The 15,339-nt window shown below is 64.5% G+C and carries 15 protein-coding genes; 1 reads left to right on the plus strand and 14 read right to left on the minus strand.

Going from position 1 to position 15,339, the window contains the following annotated elements; translation table 11 throughout:
• Positions 1-11: 11 nt before the first annotated feature.
• The 6 genes from truB to rimP all read right to left on the minus strand — a co-directional run bounded on the left by truB (position 12) and on the right by rimP (position 7,061).
• Positions 12-983, minus strand: coding sequence for a tRNA pseudouridine(55) synthase TruB (gene truB / locus FJ953_RS16790; RefSeq protein WP_140496784.1), 972 nt, complete (start codon positions 981-983; stop codon positions 12-14).
• Positions 983-1,396 (minus strand): 30S ribosome-binding factor RbfA, encoded by a 414-nt coding sequence (gene rbfA / locus FJ953_RS16795; RefSeq protein WP_140496786.1) that lies wholly within the window; start codon positions 1,394-1,396, stop codon positions 983-985. The genes truB and rbfA overlap by 1 nt, the downstream gene beginning before the upstream one ends.
• A 114-nt stretch (positions 1,397-1,510) precedes the next feature.
• Positions 1,511-4,084, minus strand: a complete 2,574-nt coding sequence (infB, locus tag FJ953_RS16800; RefSeq protein ID WP_140513170.1) for a translation initiation factor IF-2 — start codon at positions 4,082-4,084, stop codon at positions 1,511-1,513.
• Positions 4,081-4,731: an RNA-binding protein gene (locus FJ953_RS16805; RefSeq protein ID WP_140497289.1), complete on the minus strand. Its 651-nt coding sequence runs from the start codon at positions 4,729-4,731 to the stop codon at positions 4,081-4,083. The genes infB and FJ953_RS16805 overlap by 4 nt, the downstream gene beginning before the upstream one ends.
• A gap of 38 nt (positions 4,732-4,769) precedes the next feature.
• Entirely contained in the window at positions 4,770-6,365 is a 1,596-nt protein-coding gene (gene nusA, locus FJ953_RS16810; RefSeq protein WP_140496790.1) for a transcription termination factor NusA, read from the minus strand.
• Between the two features lie 48 nt (positions 6,366-6,413).
• Positions 6,414-7,061: a ribosome maturation factor RimP gene (gene rimP / locus FJ953_RS16815; RefSeq protein WP_140496792.1), complete on the minus strand. Its 648-nt coding sequence runs from the start codon at positions 7,059-7,061 to the stop codon at positions 6,414-6,416.
• Between the two features lie 293 nt (positions 7,062-7,354).
• Between rimP and FJ953_RS30515 the strand changes: the two genes are divergently transcribed.
• Positions 7,355-7,519: a hypothetical protein gene (locus tag FJ953_RS30515; RefSeq protein ID WP_181165285.1), complete on the plus strand. Its 165-nt coding sequence runs from the start codon at positions 7,355-7,357 to the stop codon at positions 7,517-7,519.
• Between the two features lie 115 nt (positions 7,520-7,634).
• Here FJ953_RS30515 and FJ953_RS16820 read toward each other — a convergent pair whose 3' ends face one another.
• The 8 genes from FJ953_RS16820 to FJ953_RS16855 all read right to left on the minus strand — a co-directional run bounded on the left by FJ953_RS16820 (position 7,635) and on the right by FJ953_RS16855 (position 15,267).
• Positions 7,635-8,336 carry a tRNA (guanosine(46)-N(7))-methyltransferase TrmB gene (locus tag FJ953_RS16820; protein ID WP_140624826.1) on the minus strand — a complete coding sequence of 234 codons (702 nt, stop codon included), beginning with the start codon at positions 8,334-8,336 and terminating at the stop codon, positions 7,635-7,637.
• A gap of 27 nt (positions 8,337-8,363) precedes the next feature.
• Positions 8,364-9,629, minus strand: a complete 1,266-nt coding sequence (metK, locus tag FJ953_RS16825; RefSeq protein WP_140496798.1) for a methionine adenosyltransferase — start codon at positions 9,627-9,629, stop codon at positions 8,364-8,366.
• A 169-nt stretch (positions 9,630-9,798) separates the two neighbouring features.
• Positions 9,799-10,218: a helix-turn-helix transcriptional regulator gene (locus FJ953_RS16830; protein ID WP_140496800.1), complete on the minus strand. Its 420-nt coding sequence runs from the start codon at positions 10,216-10,218 to the stop codon at positions 9,799-9,801.
• A 139-nt stretch (positions 10,219-10,357) separates the two neighbouring features.
• Positions 10,358-11,950 (minus strand): apolipoprotein N-acyltransferase, encoded by a 1,593-nt coding sequence (gene lnt / locus FJ953_RS16835; RefSeq protein WP_140496802.1) that lies wholly within the window; start codon positions 11,948-11,950, stop codon positions 10,358-10,360.
• Positions 11,951-12,150: 200 nt separating this feature from the next.
• A complete protein-coding gene (locus FJ953_RS16840) occupies positions 12,151-12,618 on the minus strand; it encodes a VOC family protein (RefSeq protein ID WP_140496804.1) in 468 nt (155 codons plus the stop codon).
• Between the two features lie 10 nt (positions 12,619-12,628).
• Positions 12,629-13,723: a hemolysin family protein gene (locus FJ953_RS16845; RefSeq protein WP_140624827.1), complete on the minus strand. Its 1,095-nt coding sequence runs from the start codon at positions 13,721-13,723 to the stop codon at positions 12,629-12,631.
• 27 nt (positions 13,724-13,750) lie between these two features.
• The gene (gene ybeY / locus FJ953_RS16850; RefSeq protein WP_140624828.1) at positions 13,751-14,257 is read right to left on the minus strand and encodes an rRNA maturation RNase YbeY; all 507 of its coding nucleotides are present in this window, start codon (positions 14,255-14,257) and stop codon (positions 13,751-13,753) included.
• A 17-nt stretch (positions 14,258-14,274) separates the two neighbouring features.
• Entirely contained in the window at positions 14,275-15,267 is a 993-nt protein-coding gene (locus FJ953_RS16855; RefSeq protein ID WP_224518987.1) for a PhoH family protein, read from the minus strand.
• Positions 15,268-15,339 lie beyond the last annotated feature (72 nt).

The following is a 15,339-nucleotide window of genomic DNA, read 5'->3' on the forward strand; positions in this document are numbered from 1 at the left end:
GACGAGGGCCCTCACCCGGCAAAGACCCGTTTGGGCTTGAACATGCCCTGCTCGACGGCGCCGATGGCCACCAGCTTGCCGCGCGCGGTCGCGCAGGCTTCCTCGGCCTCCACCGGCGCGTCGCGGCCCCGGATGATGACGGGATTGCCGAGGCGGATCTTCGTCGCCGCATCGTCGCTGATGGCGATCTGCGGCAGGCAGTCGAGTGCCGCCGAGGTGTCGACAAGCAGCGCGTCGATCGCGCCAAAATCGATCGGCGCTTCTATCGAATCGGGGGACGGTTGCTGCGTGCCATGACCCTGCTCGCCGAAGCGCGCCGCCTCCAGTTCGGCGACGGTGACGAAATCCTCGGCGGTGAACGGCTCGACCTCGATCCGGCGCAGTTCAGAAATATGGCCGAAGCAGCCGAGATCGCGGCCCATGTCGCGGGCCAGCGAGCGCACATAGGTACCCTTGCCGCATTCGACCTCGAAAACCGTGTGATCGGCCCCGTGCTCGACGATGTCGAGGCGGCCGATTTCGATCTCGCGCGCGGGAATGTCGACCGTCTCGCCGTCGCGGGCGAGATCATAGGCGCGTTCGCCCGCGATCTTGATGGCCGAGAATTGCGGCGGCGTCTGCATGATGACGCCGGTGTATTTCGACAGCAGCGCCTGCACTTCGGCCTCCACGGGGCGCCGATCGGAGTCCCGCGTCACCGGACCTTCGAGGTCGTCGGTCGAGCGCTCCTGCCCCCAGGCGACGGTGAAGCGGTAGATCTTGGCGCCGTCCTGGACGTAGGGCACGGTCTTGGTGGCTTCGCCGAGCGCGATCGGCAGCATGCCGGAAGCGAGCGGATCGAGCGTGCCGGCGTGGCCGGCCTTCTCCGCCTGGAACAGCCACTTGATCTTGGAGACGGCCTCGGTCGAGCCCATGCCGACCGGCTTGTCCAGCACCACCCAGCCCGAGACCGGCCGGCCCTTCTTCTTGCCGCGGCGCGCCATTATTCGCTGTCCTTATCGTCGTCGTCCGCATCCAGATCGCGCGCCACTTCCGGCGATTTCAGGAGATCGTTGATCCTGGCGAAATTGTCGAAGGAGGTGTCGAGCCGGAAGCGAAACTCGGGCATGTACTTCATCTGCCGCAGCGCGCCGGAGACACGGCCGCGGATGAACTTGGCATGCTTGTTGAGCGCCTCGACCACCGCGCCGGCGTCCGTGGCGCCGAGCGGCGAGATGAAGGCGGTTGCGATCTTGAGGTCGGGCGACATGCGCACTTCCGACACCGAAACCACGGCATTCTCGACCAGCGGATCGATGATCTCGCCGCGCTGCAAGGTTTCGGACAGCGCATGGCGCACCTGCTCGCCGACGCGCAGCATGCGCTGGGATGGGCCTGATGTGGTCGAACGGGGCATTTTTTCTCGATCCTGAAAGCGTGGGGCGCGGGATAGGACCGTGCCTCATGTCTCAAATGTTTGCCAGGCGGCGGCCTCTCGGCCACCGCCTGGCATGACGGACGTCACACGAACTCAGAGCGTGCGGGTTACCATCTCGACGCGGAAGCACTCGATGATGTCGCCGACGCGCATGTCCTCGTAGTTCTGGAAGGCCATGCCGCATTCCTGGCCGCCCGGGACTTCCGAAACCTCGTCCTTGAAGCGCTTCAGCGTCTTCAGCGTGCCTTCGTGGATGACGACGTTGTCGCGGATCAGGCGCACGCCCGCGCCACGCTCGACCTTGCCTTCGGTGACACGGCAGCCGGCGATCTTGCCGACCTTGGTGATGTCGAATATCTCGAGTATCTGCGCATTGCCGATGAAGGTCTCGCGACGCTCCGGCGAGAGCATACCCGACAGAGCCGCCTTCACGTCATCCACGAGGTTGTAGATGATCGAGTAGTAGCGGATCTCGATGCCAGCGGCCGCGGCAGCGGCGCGTGCCTGCACATTGGCGCGGACGTTGAAGCCGATGATCGCCGCGCCCGACGTCTCCGCCAGTGACACGTCGCTTTCGGTGATGGCGCCGGCGCCGGCATGGACGATGCGCGCACGCACCTCGTCGGTGCCGAGCTTGTCGAGCGCTGCGTTGATCGCCTCGATCGAACCCTGCACGTCACCCTTGATGACCAGCGGGAACTCCTTCAGTCCGCTCGTCTGCAGCTGCGACATCATCTGTTCGAGCGAACCGCGCTGGCCGGCATGACGGGCAACCGCCTTCTCGCGGGCCAGACGCTGGCGGTACTCGGTGATCTCGCGGGCGCGGGCCTCGTTGTTGACCACGGCGAAGCGGTCGCCGGCCTGCGGCGTGCCCTGGAGGCCGAGCACCTCGACCGGCATCGCCGGCGGCGCTTCCTTGACGTGTTCGCCACGATCGTCGACCAGCGCGCGCACCCGGCCCCATTCATTGCCGGCGACAAGGATGTCGCCCGGCATCAGCGTGCCGGTCTGCACCAGCACGGTGGCGACGGGGCCACGGCCCTTGTCGAGCTGCGCCTCGATGACGACGCCCTCGGCGGTGCGGTCCGGATTGGCCTTGAGGTCGAGGATTTCGGCCTGCAGCAGGATCGCTTCGAGCAGCTTGTCGAGATTGGTGCCCTTGGTCGCCGACACTTCGACGTCCAGCACCTCGCCGCCCATCGATTCCACGAACACTTCGTGGCGCAACAGCTCGGAGCGCACTTTCTGCGGATCGGCGTCATGCTTGTCGATCTTGTTGATCGCCACGATGATCGGAACGCCGGCCGCCTTGGCATGGCTGATCGATTCGATCGTCTGCGGCATCACGCTGTCGTCGGCCGCCACCACCAGGATGGCAATGTCGGTGGCCTGGGCGCCGCGGGCGCGCATGGCCGTGAAGGCGGCGTGGCCGGGCGTGTCGATGAAGGTGATCTTCTGACCGTTCTTCTCGACCTGATAGGCGCCGATATGCTGGGTGATGCCGCCGGCCTCGCCGGAGACGACATTGGCGTTGCGGATCGCGTCGAGCAGCGAGGTCTTGCCGTGGTCGACATGCCCCATGATGGTCACGACAGGCGGCCGCGACACCAGGTCTTCCGGACGGTCGGCGATGTTGAACAGGCCTTCCTCGATGTCGGACTCGGCGACGCGGCGGACCGTGTGGCCGAATTCGGTGGCGACCAGTTCCGCCGTGTCGGCGTCGATGACGTCGCCCGGCTTCAGGATCTGGCCCTGCTTCATGAAGAACTTGACCACATCGACGGCGCGCTCGGACATGCGCTGCGCCAGTTCCTGGATAGTGATGGTTTCGGGCAGGATCACTTCGCGCATAACCTTCTCGCGCGGCTCATTGTGCATCGCGCGCTTGAACTTTTCCTGGCGGCGGCGCATCGACGACAGCGAACGGGCCCGCGCATCCTCGTCGGAAAGCGCGGAGTTCAAAGTCAGCTTGCCGCGACGGCGGTCTTCCTCGCCCTTGGTCGGCTTGGCCGGACGCGCCACTTCGGGCGTCACCAGACGGCGCACCGGCGCACCGGCGCCAGTCCGCTTCGGCTTGACCTCTTCTTCCTCGTCGGCGGTCGCCAGTTCGGCGGCCTGCGGCGCGCGGCGACGCGCCTCTTCCTCGGCGCGGCGGCGGGATTCGGCCTCGGCCTGCAACCGCGCTTCTTCCTCGGCCTGGCGGCGTGCGGATTCCTCGCGCTCGCGCTTGCGGCGCTCCTCATCCTCGGCGCGGCGCTTGGCTTCCTCGACGGCGCGCTGGCGGTCCTCGACCTCGCGCGCTTTGGAGCCTTCGAGCGCCCTGCGGCGCGCTTCCATTTCGCTGCGCGACAGTTCGTTCAACACCATGCCGCTGCGCTCGACCGGTGCCGGCGGAGGTGGAGGCGGCGCCTTGGGTGCCTCCTGCACGACGGGAGCCGCCGCGACCGCCGGCTTCGGGGTGAACACGGGTGCCGCCACCGCCGGCTCCGGCTTGTCGCCGGGCAGCGAGAATTTGCGCTTCTTGGTCTCGACCACGACCGACTTGGTGCGGCCGTGCGAGAAGTTCTGGCGCACGGTGCCCTGTTCCATGCCGGGGCGCTTCAGCGTCAAGGTCTTCTTCGGCGTAACACTCAACGTCTTGTCGTCGCCCGATTTCGTATCGCTCATTCCATATCCTCTGCGGCCTCATCTTCGTCAGCAACGGCCGCAAGCATTGCCAGATCGTCCGGGGTACCGCCCCGATATCGGTCGAGCGCAACCATGCGCTTCTGGACCGCCTTACCCGCGTCTCCCGCGAGGACGGCAGCATGTATCACATTTGTACCCCCCAATGCCAAGCTCAACTCGGCCTCGGAGAAAAGTTTGTAGGCAAGGATGGAGGGGCCGCCAATATGGACGGTCGCCCGCCGCGCCTGGCTGATCTTGCGCACGCCATCGTCTGAGGCTTCGGTCGCGTGGAGCACGAAAAGCGCCAATCCACCGCGCACCGCGCTCTCCACCTTGGTGGCGCCCAGCGCGATCGCCCCTGCCTTGCGAGCGAGACCCAGCATGCCAAGGGCGGATCTGGAAAGCAGCCCATCGACCATGCCGCCGAGATCGGGCGGCACGACCACCTGTGCCTTAAAGGCGCGGCTAAAAAGGTTCTTGGCCGCCGCCTTGTCGATATGTAGGCGGTCGGCGCTCACCCAGCAACCACGGCCGGGCAGATTTCTCTTGAGATCCGGAACGACGGCCGAATCCGGGCCGACGACGAACCGGATCAGTTCATCCGGTTCGGCCTGCTTGCGGGTGACGATGCAGGTGCGATCGTTCATCTCGTCCAAGGGCGGTTTCTGTGCGATGCGGTTTCACCTCACGCACCAACGGCTTCGTCAGCCGGCGCTTCTTCGGCTGCAAGCTCGTCTTCGGAAATCCAGCCGGCCTTGAGACGGGCCGCGAGCACCATCTGCTCGGCATCGGCGCGCGAAACGCCATGATCGGCCAGCACGCCCGGATACACCTTGGTCTCGCCGTCCTTGCGTTCCTTCCAGCCGGTGAGGTCGTCGGCGGCATAGCCGGCGAAATCCTCGATCGTCTTCACGCCGTCCTCGCCGAGCGTCACCATCATGGCGGTGGTGATGCCGGGGATTTCGCGCAGCTCGTCCTTGACGCCCAGCGCCTTGCGCTTTTCGTCGTGCTCGGCTTCGATCTTCTCCAGATATTCGCGGGCCCGGGTCTGGATCTCCGAGGCGGTATCCTCATCGAAGCCGTCGATCGAGGCGATTTCGCCGGCATCGACATAGGCGACTTCCTCGACGCTGGTGAAGCCTTCGGAGGCGAGCACCTGGCCGACCATCTCGTCGACGTCGAGAGCTTCCATGAACAGCGCCGAGCGCTCGACGAATTCCTTCTGGCGGCGCTCGGATTCCTCGGCCTCGGTCAGGATGTCGATATCCCAGCCGGTGAGCTGCGAAGCGAGGCGCACATTCTGGCCGCGGCGGCCGATGGCCAGCGACAGCTGGTCGTCCGGCACCACCACTTCGATGCGCTCGGCGTCTTCGTCGAGCACGACCTTGGCGACTTCCGCCGGCTGCAACGCATTGACGATGAAGGATGCGGCCGAGGGCGACCACGGAATGATGTCGATCTTCTCGCCCTGCAATTCGGCGACGACCGCCTGGACGCGGCTGCCGCGCATGCCGACGCAGGCGCCGACCGGATCGATCGAGCTGTCGCGCGAGATGACGGCGATCTTGGCGCGCGAACCGGGATCGCGGGCGACCGACTTGATCTCGATAATGCCGTCATAGATCTCCGGCACTTCCATGGTGAAGAGCTTGGCCATGAACTGCGGATGGGTGCGCGACAGGAAGATCTGCGGGCCGCGCTGCTCACGGCGCACGTCGTAGACATAGGCGCGGACGCGATCGCCATATTTGTAGTTTTCGCGCGGGATCAGCTCGTCGCGGCGGATGATCGCTTCGCCACGGCCGAGATCGACGATGACATTGCCGTATTCGACGCGCTTGACGGTTCCGTTGACGATCTCGCCGATGCGGTCCTTGTATTCGTCATACTGGCGGTCGCGCTCGGCCTCGCGCACCTTCTGCACGATGACCTGCTTGGCCGACTGGGCGGCGATGCGGCCGAAATCCATCGGCGGCAGCTGTTCGGCGATGAAGTCGCCGAGCTGGGCGTCGGGATTGCGCTCGCGCGCCGAGGAAATGGCGATCTGCGTGGCATAGTCGTCGACCTTCTCGACCACTTCCATCAGCCGCTGCAGCTTCATCTCACCGGTGTTGGGGTTGATGTCGGCGCGGATGTTGGTCTCCTGGCCATAACGCGAGCGTGCCGCCTTCTGGATCGCATCAGCCATGGCGGCGATGACGATCGACTTGTCGATCGACTTTTCACGCGCGACCGCATCGGCAATCTGCAGCAGTTCAAGTCTGTTGGCGCTTACAACCATGTTTTTTCTCCCGAGCCTGTTGCCGGCCCCTGGGGCCTGGCAGCTCAATCAACTTTCCTGTTCGTGTTCTTCCGTAGCGCCCGGTTCCGTACCCTCCGGTACGTCGTCGTCCGGTTCGCCGCGGCGTTTCTTGGCTTCCTTGCGCGCCCTGTTGTCCTTCGACAACGCATCACGGATGAGGTCGTCGGTCAGGATCAGCCGGGCTTCGGCAATGGCGTCGTAGGGCACGCGCACTGTCGGCTCCTCACCGTAGGCCGCCTTGTCGCGCTCGATCAGCACATCGTTCTCACCGGCTTCGGCGATCTTGCCCTTGAAGCGCTTGCGATCCGCGACAACGACCGATGTTTCCATCTTCACCAGATGACCGGTCCAGGTCACGAAATCCGATTTGCGCACCAACGGCCGGTCGATGCCGGGCGATGAGACTTCGAGATGATACGCCTTCTCGATGGGATCGTCGACGTCGAGCGCCGGCGACACCGCACGGCTCACCTCTTCGCAATCCTCGACGGTCATGGTGCCGTCCTCGCGCTCAGCCATGATCTGCAGCGTCAGCCCGTTCTGGCCGGACAGATGCACGCGTACAAGGCGAAAGCCGATGCCGCGCAGCACCGGCTGGACGATCAGCGCGATGCGCGCATCGATGCCGCTTTCGCGGATGATGCGATCGTCGCTCTCGCTTGCCGTTGACGTCATTCGATTCCTGTCGATCATTCTCTAGCCGTCGGCAGGTAATAAAAAAGAGCGGGACCGGGTGGACCCACTCTTCGTCATACCGACCAAGAATTTGAGGCTGATATAAACGATCCGCCCCGGTGTTTCAAGCCCGCCGTCCCAACTGAGCGCATGTCCGGTGCATTGGGCTTGCGCCAGGTGCATGCCATCCATGCGGCAACGGCCCTTGTTGGTCCTCAAGCCGCGCTCCTATCTATGTTGCATTGCACAAAACGATAGCGATAGCGCGTCACCGCACGCGAAAGGACATGACAATGAACAGCCGCAAGGTTTTTTCCGCCATAGGCGATCTCTTCACCACATTCGGCAGCGCCGTAGCCGCGTCGCGGGCGGTGGAAGCCAGCCGCAAGCCGCACGCCCAGGATCTGCGCAGGCTCGGCATGGATCCGACGGCTTTCGACAAGATCGGCCGTTTCTGAACTCCGGCCAACGGGCGACATTCGATTTCTGTGTCCCCGCAACAATTGAAGATCGCCCCCCTCACGAAGGGCGCCTGGATCCTGATGCCCAATCCCGATGCCTGGGACCTGATGCCTAGGTCCTGATGAAGGTAAGATAGGCCGGCCGCCTGCCCTCGCGGACGGCTTTCGCCTCGTAGCGGGTGCCTGGCCAGCCATCGTAGGGGCGATGCCAGTCGACGGCCTCTGCAGCCTGCCAGGCGAAACCGCCATGCGCGCGGCAATGCAGCAGGGTCCAGTTCACATAGGTGTCGATGTCGGAAGCGAAACGGAATTCGCCGCCACGCTTCACAACGCGTGCGAAACGCTCGAGATTGACCGGGCTGACGAAACGGCGCTTCCAGTGCTTCTTCTTCGGCCACGGATCGGGATAGAGCAGGTCGATGCCATCGAGCGAGGCCTGCGGCAGCCAGTCGAGCAGCCGCGTGGCGTCGTCGTCGTAGACCCTGAGGTTGGCCAGCGGCTTTTCCCGCACCGCCATCATCATCTTGGCCATGCCGTTGACGAAGGGCTCGACACCGATAAAGCCGGTCATCGGCGCTTCGGTCGCGCGATGCAGGAGATGCTCGCCGCCGCCAAAGCCGATTTCGAGGCGAACGGCGGAAACATCGGCTTCGAACAGAGCCCGCAGATCCGACGGCGCCTCGGTCGTCAGATCGAGCCGATAGGCGTCGAGGCCGCTTTCCAGCGCCGCCGCCTGCTGCGGGCGAACCGGCTTGCCGCGCCGACGGCCGAAGAAGGCTTCTGTCGCGCGGCTTGGCCTGTCCCCGGAACTCATCGGCTGATCAAGGTCCTGTCGCCGCCCTCAGGCAGCGACAGCATCCTTGAGCGCCTTGGCGAGATCGGTCTTTTCCCAGGAAAAAGATCCGTCGCGGCCGGCCTTGCGGCCGAAATGACCGTAGGACGAGGTCTTGGCGTAGATCGGCTTGTTGAGGTCGAGGTGGCGGCGGATGCCGGACGGCGACAGGTCCATCACAGTGCGCAGCGCCTCCTCGAGCCTTGCCTCGTCGACCTTGCCGGTGCCGTGCAGGTCGACATAGACCGACAAGGGCTGGGCGACGCCGATGGCGTAGGAAAGCTGGATGGTGCAGCGGTCGGCAAGTTTCGCCGCCACAACGTTCTTGGCCAGGTAGCGCGCCGCATAAGCGGCCGAACGGTCGACCTTGGTGGTGTCCTTGCCCGAGAAAGCGCCGCCGCCATGGGGTGCGGCGCCGCCATAGGTGTCGACGATGATCTTGCGGCCGGTCAGCCCGGCGTCGCCATCAGGCCCGCCGATAACGAACTTGCCGGTCGGATTGATGTACCACATGCAATCGTCGGCGATCTTGAGGTCACCCAATGCCTCGCGGATATAGGGCTCGACGACCTTGCGCACCTTCTTGGAATCCCAGCTCGCATCGAGGTGCTGGGTCGACAGCACGATCTGCGTCGCTTCGGCGGCCTTGCCGTCGATATAGCGGACGGTGACCTGGCTCTTGGCGTCCGGCCCGAGCTTGCCGGCATCGCCGTTGTTCTGGTGGCGGGCGGCGGCCAGGAGTTCGAGGATCTTGTGGCTGTAGTAGATCGGTGCCGGCATCAGGTCCGGCGTCTCGCGGCAGGCATAGCCAAACATGATGCCCTGGTCGCCGGCACCCTCCTCGCCCTGGCGGTCGGAGGCATTGTCGACGCCTTGGCCGATGTCGGGCGACTGGCCATGCAACAGAACGTCGATCTTGGCCTTTTTCCAGTGGAAGCCGGCCTGCTCATAGCCGATCTCGCGGATCGCCTTGCGGGCGACCGACTTGAACTTCGCCGGGTTGACGACCGGATGGCCGGCGGCATCCCTCAGGATGTTGCCTTCCTTGTCCTTCTTCAGCAGCGTCTCGGGAACGCGCACCTCGCCGGCGATGACGACGCGGTTGGTGGTCGCCAGCGTCTCGCAGGCGACGCGGACTTTCCACGGGTCCATGCCCGTCTTCTTGGCCTCACGGTAGACCAGGTCGACGATCTCGTCGGATATCCGGTCACAAACTTTGTCGGGATGGCCCTCGGCAACGGATTCCGAGGTAAAGAAGTAGTTCTGCCGCGTCACGGGTGTCCCCTCTTGAAAAAACGATCGGCAGGCTGCCGATTTGGCGCGCCACGTGTTAGCGGGGCGAAGCGCCGCTCGTCAAGCGGTGCCGCCCTTCTGGCATGAATGTCGATGTCGATATTTTGTACCACCAGCGGCCGAAATGCCGCCGGTCGAGTCCTGTTGCGGATCAGTCGGAATCTTCGGACGCCAGCGACTTCACCAGGTCTATGATCCTGCGACGCACCTTGACGTCGGCGATCTTGACGAAGGCCCGGTTGAGTTGAAGGCCCTCCGGGCTGCCGCAGAATTCCACGGCGAAAGCCATCGAAGCATCCTCCGCGAAACCGCGGCCGGCCGGGCTCTCCTGGCCCGGCGCATCCTCGAAAAAGAAGGCGACAGGCACGCCGAGTATGGATGCTATCGCCTGCAGGCGGCTTGCGCCGACCCGGTTGGTGCCCTTTTCATATTTCTGTATCTGCTGAAATGTGATGCCGAGGTTCTCGCCTAGTTTTTCCTGGCTCATTCCCAACATATTGCGGCGAAGCCGGATGCGACTTCCAACATGGATGTCGATCGGATTCGGTTTCTTCTTGTTATCTTCTGTCATTTTTTCCTCGCCGAATTTTTTCGGCTTTGTGATTTTTTTCCTACCCAAACAAAGCCGGAGGCGACTGCCCCAACAGAACGATCCACCGGCTTCGAGAAATTTTCAGGCGTTACAGTATGAGTTTCTAATGTGTCGACTGTCAATTCACCCGTAGCCTTTGCCTTACATTGAACAGGACGGCAGCCAGGGCAAACAGCAACATGATCAGCATTCCGTTAATGCGCAGCTGGCCGGCGGACACGACAGCTTGCCGCGAGATTGGCACACGGACGTCGATGGCCCCGCGCGCGTCGATCGCCAGCGCATCGACGATGCGCCCCCGTGGGTCGACAACCGCCGAGATGCCGTTGTTGGCCGCACGCAACAAGGGCAACCCGTTCTCCACCGCGCGAATCTGAGCCTGCCTGAAATGCTGATAGGGACCCGGCGTATCGCCGAACCACGCATCGTTGGTAACGTTGACAATAAGCTGCGCTGACGTTGCGTCAACCGCCACCAGTTCGGGAAAGATCACTTCGTAACAGATGAAGGGCAAGGCGCGGACGCCATCCGGCAGCGTGATCGCATGCCGCTCATTGCCTGCCGTGAAGGTCACCGGGCCAGCGACCAGTTGTTCGATGCCGAAACGATCGAGCAGGTCGGCGAAAGGCAGGTATTCGCCGAACGGCACCAGATGGACCTTGTCGACGGCGTCAGCGATTTCGCCCTTGTCGTTGATCGCCACCACGGAGTTGTAGTAGCGGCTGCCGGCACCGGCCGCCGCACCGCCTTCCTCGCGCACGACGCCGGCGATCAGCATCTGGCCGGCGTCCAGCATGTCGCCCAGTGCGGTCAAAGCGTCCGGCCGCTCGGTGAGGAGGAATGGGACCGAGGTTTCGGGCCACAGGATCAGTTGCGGCTTTTCATGGCCGGGGTCCGGCGCCTTGGCCGACAGGCCTATCAAGGTGGCGAAGATACGGTCGCGCACCGAGGCGTCCCACTTTTCCGAAAGGTCGACGGCCGGCTGGACGATGCGCACATCGATCGTGCGGGCCTCAGGCGCGGCCGGAGCGTTGAGCCTGAGATAGCCGAAGCCGGCATGAGCGGCGACGAGCACGACAAGCAGCGCGACGCCAAGACGAAGATGCGTGCGCGCCGCCAGCAGCGCCGGCAGCGAGAAGACGAACACGGCGAGCACGTTCATGCCGACCATCCCGGTGACCGAGACGCTCTGCATCAGCAGGGGCACCGGCATCGCCGCGTAGCCGATCGCGTTCCAGGGAAAGCCGGTGAACAGGAAGCCGCGCAGCCACTCGGCCAGCCCGAAGGCGGCGGCCAGGGCCGCGATGCGGCCGATGTCGTTGCTCCACAGGAGCCGGGCGACCATGGCCGCAAAGCCGTAGAAGAAGGCCAATGCAAAGGGGATGCCGACCACCGCGAAGGGCAGCGCCCAGGCGAAACTGTCGGCCTCTACAAGCAGGGCCGAGCCGATCCACCACAGGCCGGCGAGGAAATAGCCGAAGCCGAACCACCAGCCGACGGCAAAGGCCGGCCGCAGCCGCGCAAACAGGCTGCCCGAGGCCTCACCGGTCGCCCCGTCGAGCAGCCAGACCAGCAGCGGAAACGAAATGAAACAAGCGGCAAAGAAATCGTACGGCGCCTGGCCGAGCACCGCCAGGGCGCCCGCGAGGAACGCCACGAGCGCACGCCGCCAACCCCAAAACAGAATTATCCGGCCGGCCAGGCGGTTCATGCATTGTTCCGAGTCGTGCGAATCACGGCAGCAGATTTATCAGGCCGCGGCCTGCGCTCCAAACTTCGGGTGGTCTGCCGTGAAACCCACTCACCACTGCTGGAGCGCATCGCGTTTGAACTGATCAGACGACGCGCCTTAGGTCTTTGTTTTTGTGCATGTCCTCCTCCCAAAACCGAAGTTACTTAGGGCGACATGGATCAGCGGTGCCACCCTTCTATGCGCACGTCGCCGAGCCGTTCGGCCTCTTCCAGCGGAACGGAGCGGATGGTCTGGGTGAAGGTCCAGACATGGCCCTCGGGATCGCGCGCCCGATACTGGCGCTCGCCGTAGAACTGGTCCGCCGGCTCCTGGATTATACCGGCACCCGCCGTCCGCGCCTGCTCGCAATGTGCATCAATGCCGTCTTTCAGCCTGACATAGACCGACTGCGTGTTCTTGCCCGAGACCGAGGCCGGGCTGGCGACGTAGTCGCTCCATTCGGAATCGACAATGATGTAGCAGTCGCCGAACCGCATCTCGGAATGGACGAGCTTGCCGTCGGCATCGCTGACCACCATGCTGCGCTCGAAGCCGAAAGCTGCCTCCAGCCAATCCAGCGCGGCCCGCGGATCCCTGTAGAACACGCCGGATCCCAAGGCGGCGTGCTTGAAGGGGTCTTCGGTCATCCGCAGGCGCTTAAGCCTGCTCGGTGCGCGCCGCGGCGCGGCGGCGACGTTCGCCCTTCTGGTTCTGCACGATGCGCACGCGCTTGACGCGGCGCGGATCGGCGTCGAGCACATGGAACTCGAAGCCAGGGATGGCCTGCACCACCTCGCCGCGCGCCGGCACCCGGCCAAGCGTGTTGAAGATCATGCCGCCGATGGTGTCGACATACTCGCCATGTTCGCCGGCGGCGAAATCCCCGCCGATCATCTTGGCAACCTCGTCGATCTCGGCCTTGCCGTCGACGACGAACACGCCTTCACCGGTCTGGGTGATCATCGGCTCGTCGTCGTCGTGCTCGTCCTCGATGTCGCCGACCACCATCTCGACGATGTCCTCGAGCGAGACAAGCCCGTCGGTGCCGCCATACTCGTCGATGACCAGCGCCATCTGCGTGCGGGTCGTCTGCATGCGGCCCATCAGATCGGAGGCCAGCATGGACGGGGGCACGAACAGCACCGGCCGGATCAGGTTCAGTTCGCCTATGGTGCGCGAGAGGTCGACCTGGGTGAGGTCGAGAACCGTGGCGGCGGGTGTCTTCCTGGTCGCCCGGCCTTTCCTGACGCGCGCAATCTTGGTGATATGGGCCAGCACGTCGCGGATATGGACCATGCCGCGCGGGTCGTCGAGCGTCTCGGCATAGACCGGCATGCGGGAATGGCCGGACTGCTCGAACATGCCAAGCAGATCGCCAAGCGTGGTCGTGATCTCGACCGCCTCGATGTCGGCGCGCGGCACCATGACGTCCTCGACGCGCACCTCGCGCAGCCGCAGGATGTTGTTGAGCATGGCGCGTTCGCCCGGCGAAAAGGATTCGACATCGCTCGTCGTCTCGGCGAGCGCGCCGGCGATCTCCTCGCGCAGGCTGGTTCCGTTGCGTTGCCTGAACAGGCCCAGAACACGGTTGAACAGGGAAGGCCCCGCAGGTGACGGCTCACTGGCGACGCTGCCGGTGCTGGCAACACCAGGGGTAACGGTACTCGGACTTGATCCCTCTTCCGACGTATCGGAAGCCTTGGTCGCACTGCCGGCGTCGGGGCGGACGGCAGTTTCAGGTTTGTCGTTCATCTTCGTCCGTCAATTGGTGTTTTGTAGTTACGCGTAGGGATCGGGAATGGCAAGTCTGGCGAGCGCGGCGCGCTCGACGGCCTCCATCTCCTCGGCCTCGGCATCGGTCTCGTGATCATGGCCCATGAGATGCAGCAGGCCGTGGATGACGAGATGGGAAATATGGTTCTCCAGCGGCTTGTCTTCCAGTCCCGCCTCGCGCGCCACCGTCTCCGCGGCCAGCACGATATCGCCGAGCATCGGCGGCAGGGGACCGCCCTTGGGGAAAGGAAAAGCCGGAAAAGACAAAACGTTGGTCGGCTTGTCCTTGCCGCGCCAGCCGGCATTGAGCGCCTGGACATGGGCATCGTCGGAAAAAACGACGCTGAGTTCGGAATGGCCCGTGGGGCCCGTCTCGGCGAATGCAGCGGCGGCGGCGGCGCCGACCAGCCGGACAAGCTCGGCTTCGTCCGGCCAATGCCCGGCCTCGACCGTCAGATCGATGTCGACGGGCAGCGGCGGAGCCGGCCCGTTCGGCGTTTCGGGCTCAACCATGAGGTCGCTCGATCAAATCAGCCTTCGGTCCCCAGACCGCGGGCGAGCTTGCCGTCACGGTCGTAGGCCTTGACGATCTCGGCGACCAGCGGATGCCTGACGACGTCGCCTTCATTGAAGCGGACCGTCACCATGCCGGTCACACCATCGAGGATCCGGAGCGCCTCGACAAGGCCGGACTTGGTGTTCTGCGGTAGGTCGATCTGCGTCGGGTCGCCGGTGACGATCATGCGCGAATTTTCACCCAGACGAGTGAGGAACATCTTCATCTGCATCGGCGTGGTGTTCTGCGCCTCGTCGAGGATGACGGCGGCGTGTGCCAGCGTGCGGCCGCGCATGAAGGCGAGCGGTGCGATCTCGATCACCTCGGCGGCGATGGCGCGTTCTACCTTGTCGGCCGGCATCATGTCGTAGAGCGCGTCGTAGAGCGGCCGCAGATAGGGATCGACCTTCTCCTTCATGTCGCCGGGCAGGAAGCCCAGCCGCTCGCCGGCCTCGACGGCAGGCCGCGACAGCACGATGCGCTCGACCATGCCGCGTTCGAGCAGCATCGCCGCATGCGCCACCGCCAGATAGGTCTTGCCGGTACCGGCCGGGCCGATGCCGAACACCAGTTCCGACCGCTCCAGCGCCCGCATATAGGCGTCCTGCGTGAGCGAACGGGCGTAGATCGTCTTCTTGCGCGTCGAGATCTGGGCGGCGGAAACCTTGCCCTTGCGCTCCAGCGTCGGCAGTGTGAGCTGGTCATCGGCGGCGACCGCCATGCGCACGGCGCCGTCGACATCGGACTGGCCGATATCCACCCCCTTCTGGAGGATGCCGTAGAGGTTGTCCAACGCGCGGCGGGCCTGCTCGGCGGCGGAAGCCGACCCCTTGATGGTCAGCTGGTTGCCGCGCGAGCGGATGTCGACGCCCAGTTTCTGCTCGAGCCGGGCGAGGTTCTCGTCGAACTGGCCGTAGAGGGCGCTGGCAAGCTTGTTGTTGTCGAAAGTCAGTACGATGTGCGCCATGTCAGAAGCCCCAGATGCCGGTACCGGGGGCAGGTTCTTCAGCTCCGCTGCGCTCAACCGTCTCTCCTCATC

The organism is Mesorhizobium sp. B2-3-6, assembly GCF_006442305.1.
Taxonomy (GTDB): Bacteria; Pseudomonadota; Alphaproteobacteria; order Rhizobiales; family Rhizobiaceae; genus Mesorhizobium.

Coding starts and splice junctions, on each gene's coding strand:
- FJ953_RS16805 (WP_140497289.1), bottom strand. CDS start 4,731: ATGAACGATCGCACCTGCATCGTCACCCGCAAGCAGGCCGAACCGGAT.
- FJ953_RS16855 (WP_224518987.1), bottom strand. CDS start 15,267: ATGGCGCACATCGTACTGACTTTCGACAACAACAAGCTTGCCAGCGCC.
- FJ953_RS30515 (WP_181165285.1), top strand. CDS start 7,355: ATGAACAGCCGCAAGGTTTTTTCCGCCATAGGCGATCTCTTCACCACA.
- rimP (WP_140496792.1), bottom strand. CDS start 7,061: ATGACGTCAACGGCAAGCGAGAGCGACGATCGCATCATCCGCGAAAGC.
- infB (WP_140513170.1), bottom strand. CDS start 4,084: ATGAGCGATACGAAATCGGGCGACGACAAGACGTTGAGTGTTACGCCG.
- FJ953_RS16820 (WP_140624826.1), bottom strand. CDS start 8,336: ATGAGTTCCGGGGACAGGCCAAGCCGCGCGACAGAAGCCTTCTTCGGC.
- nusA (WP_140496790.1), bottom strand. CDS start 6,365: ATGGTTGTAAGCGCCAACAGACTTGAACTGCTGCAGATTGCCGATGCG.
- rbfA (WP_140496786.1), bottom strand. CDS start 1,396: ATGCCCCGTTCGACCACATCAGGCCCATCCCAGCGCATGCTGCGCGTC.
- FJ953_RS16840 (WP_140496804.1), bottom strand. CDS start 12,618: ATGACCGAAGACCCCTTCAAGCACGCCGCCTTGGGATCCGGCGTGTTC.
- FJ953_RS16830 (WP_140496800.1), bottom strand. CDS start 10,218: ATGACAGAAGATAACAAGAAGAAACCGAATCCGATCGACATCCATGTT.
- lnt (WP_140496802.1), bottom strand. CDS start 11,950: ATGAACCGCCTGGCCGGCCGGATAATTCTGTTTTGGGGTTGGCGGCGT.
- truB (WP_140496784.1), bottom strand. CDS start 983: ATGGCGCGCCGCGGCAAGAAGAAGGGCCGGCCGGTCTCGGGCTGGGTG.
- FJ953_RS16845 (WP_140624827.1), bottom strand. CDS start 13,723: ATGAACGACAAACCTGAAACTGCCGTCCGCCCCGACGCCGGCAGTGCG.
- ybeY (WP_140624828.1), bottom strand. CDS start 14,257: ATGGTTGAGCCCGAAACGCCGAACGGGCCGGCTCCGCCGCTGCCCGTC.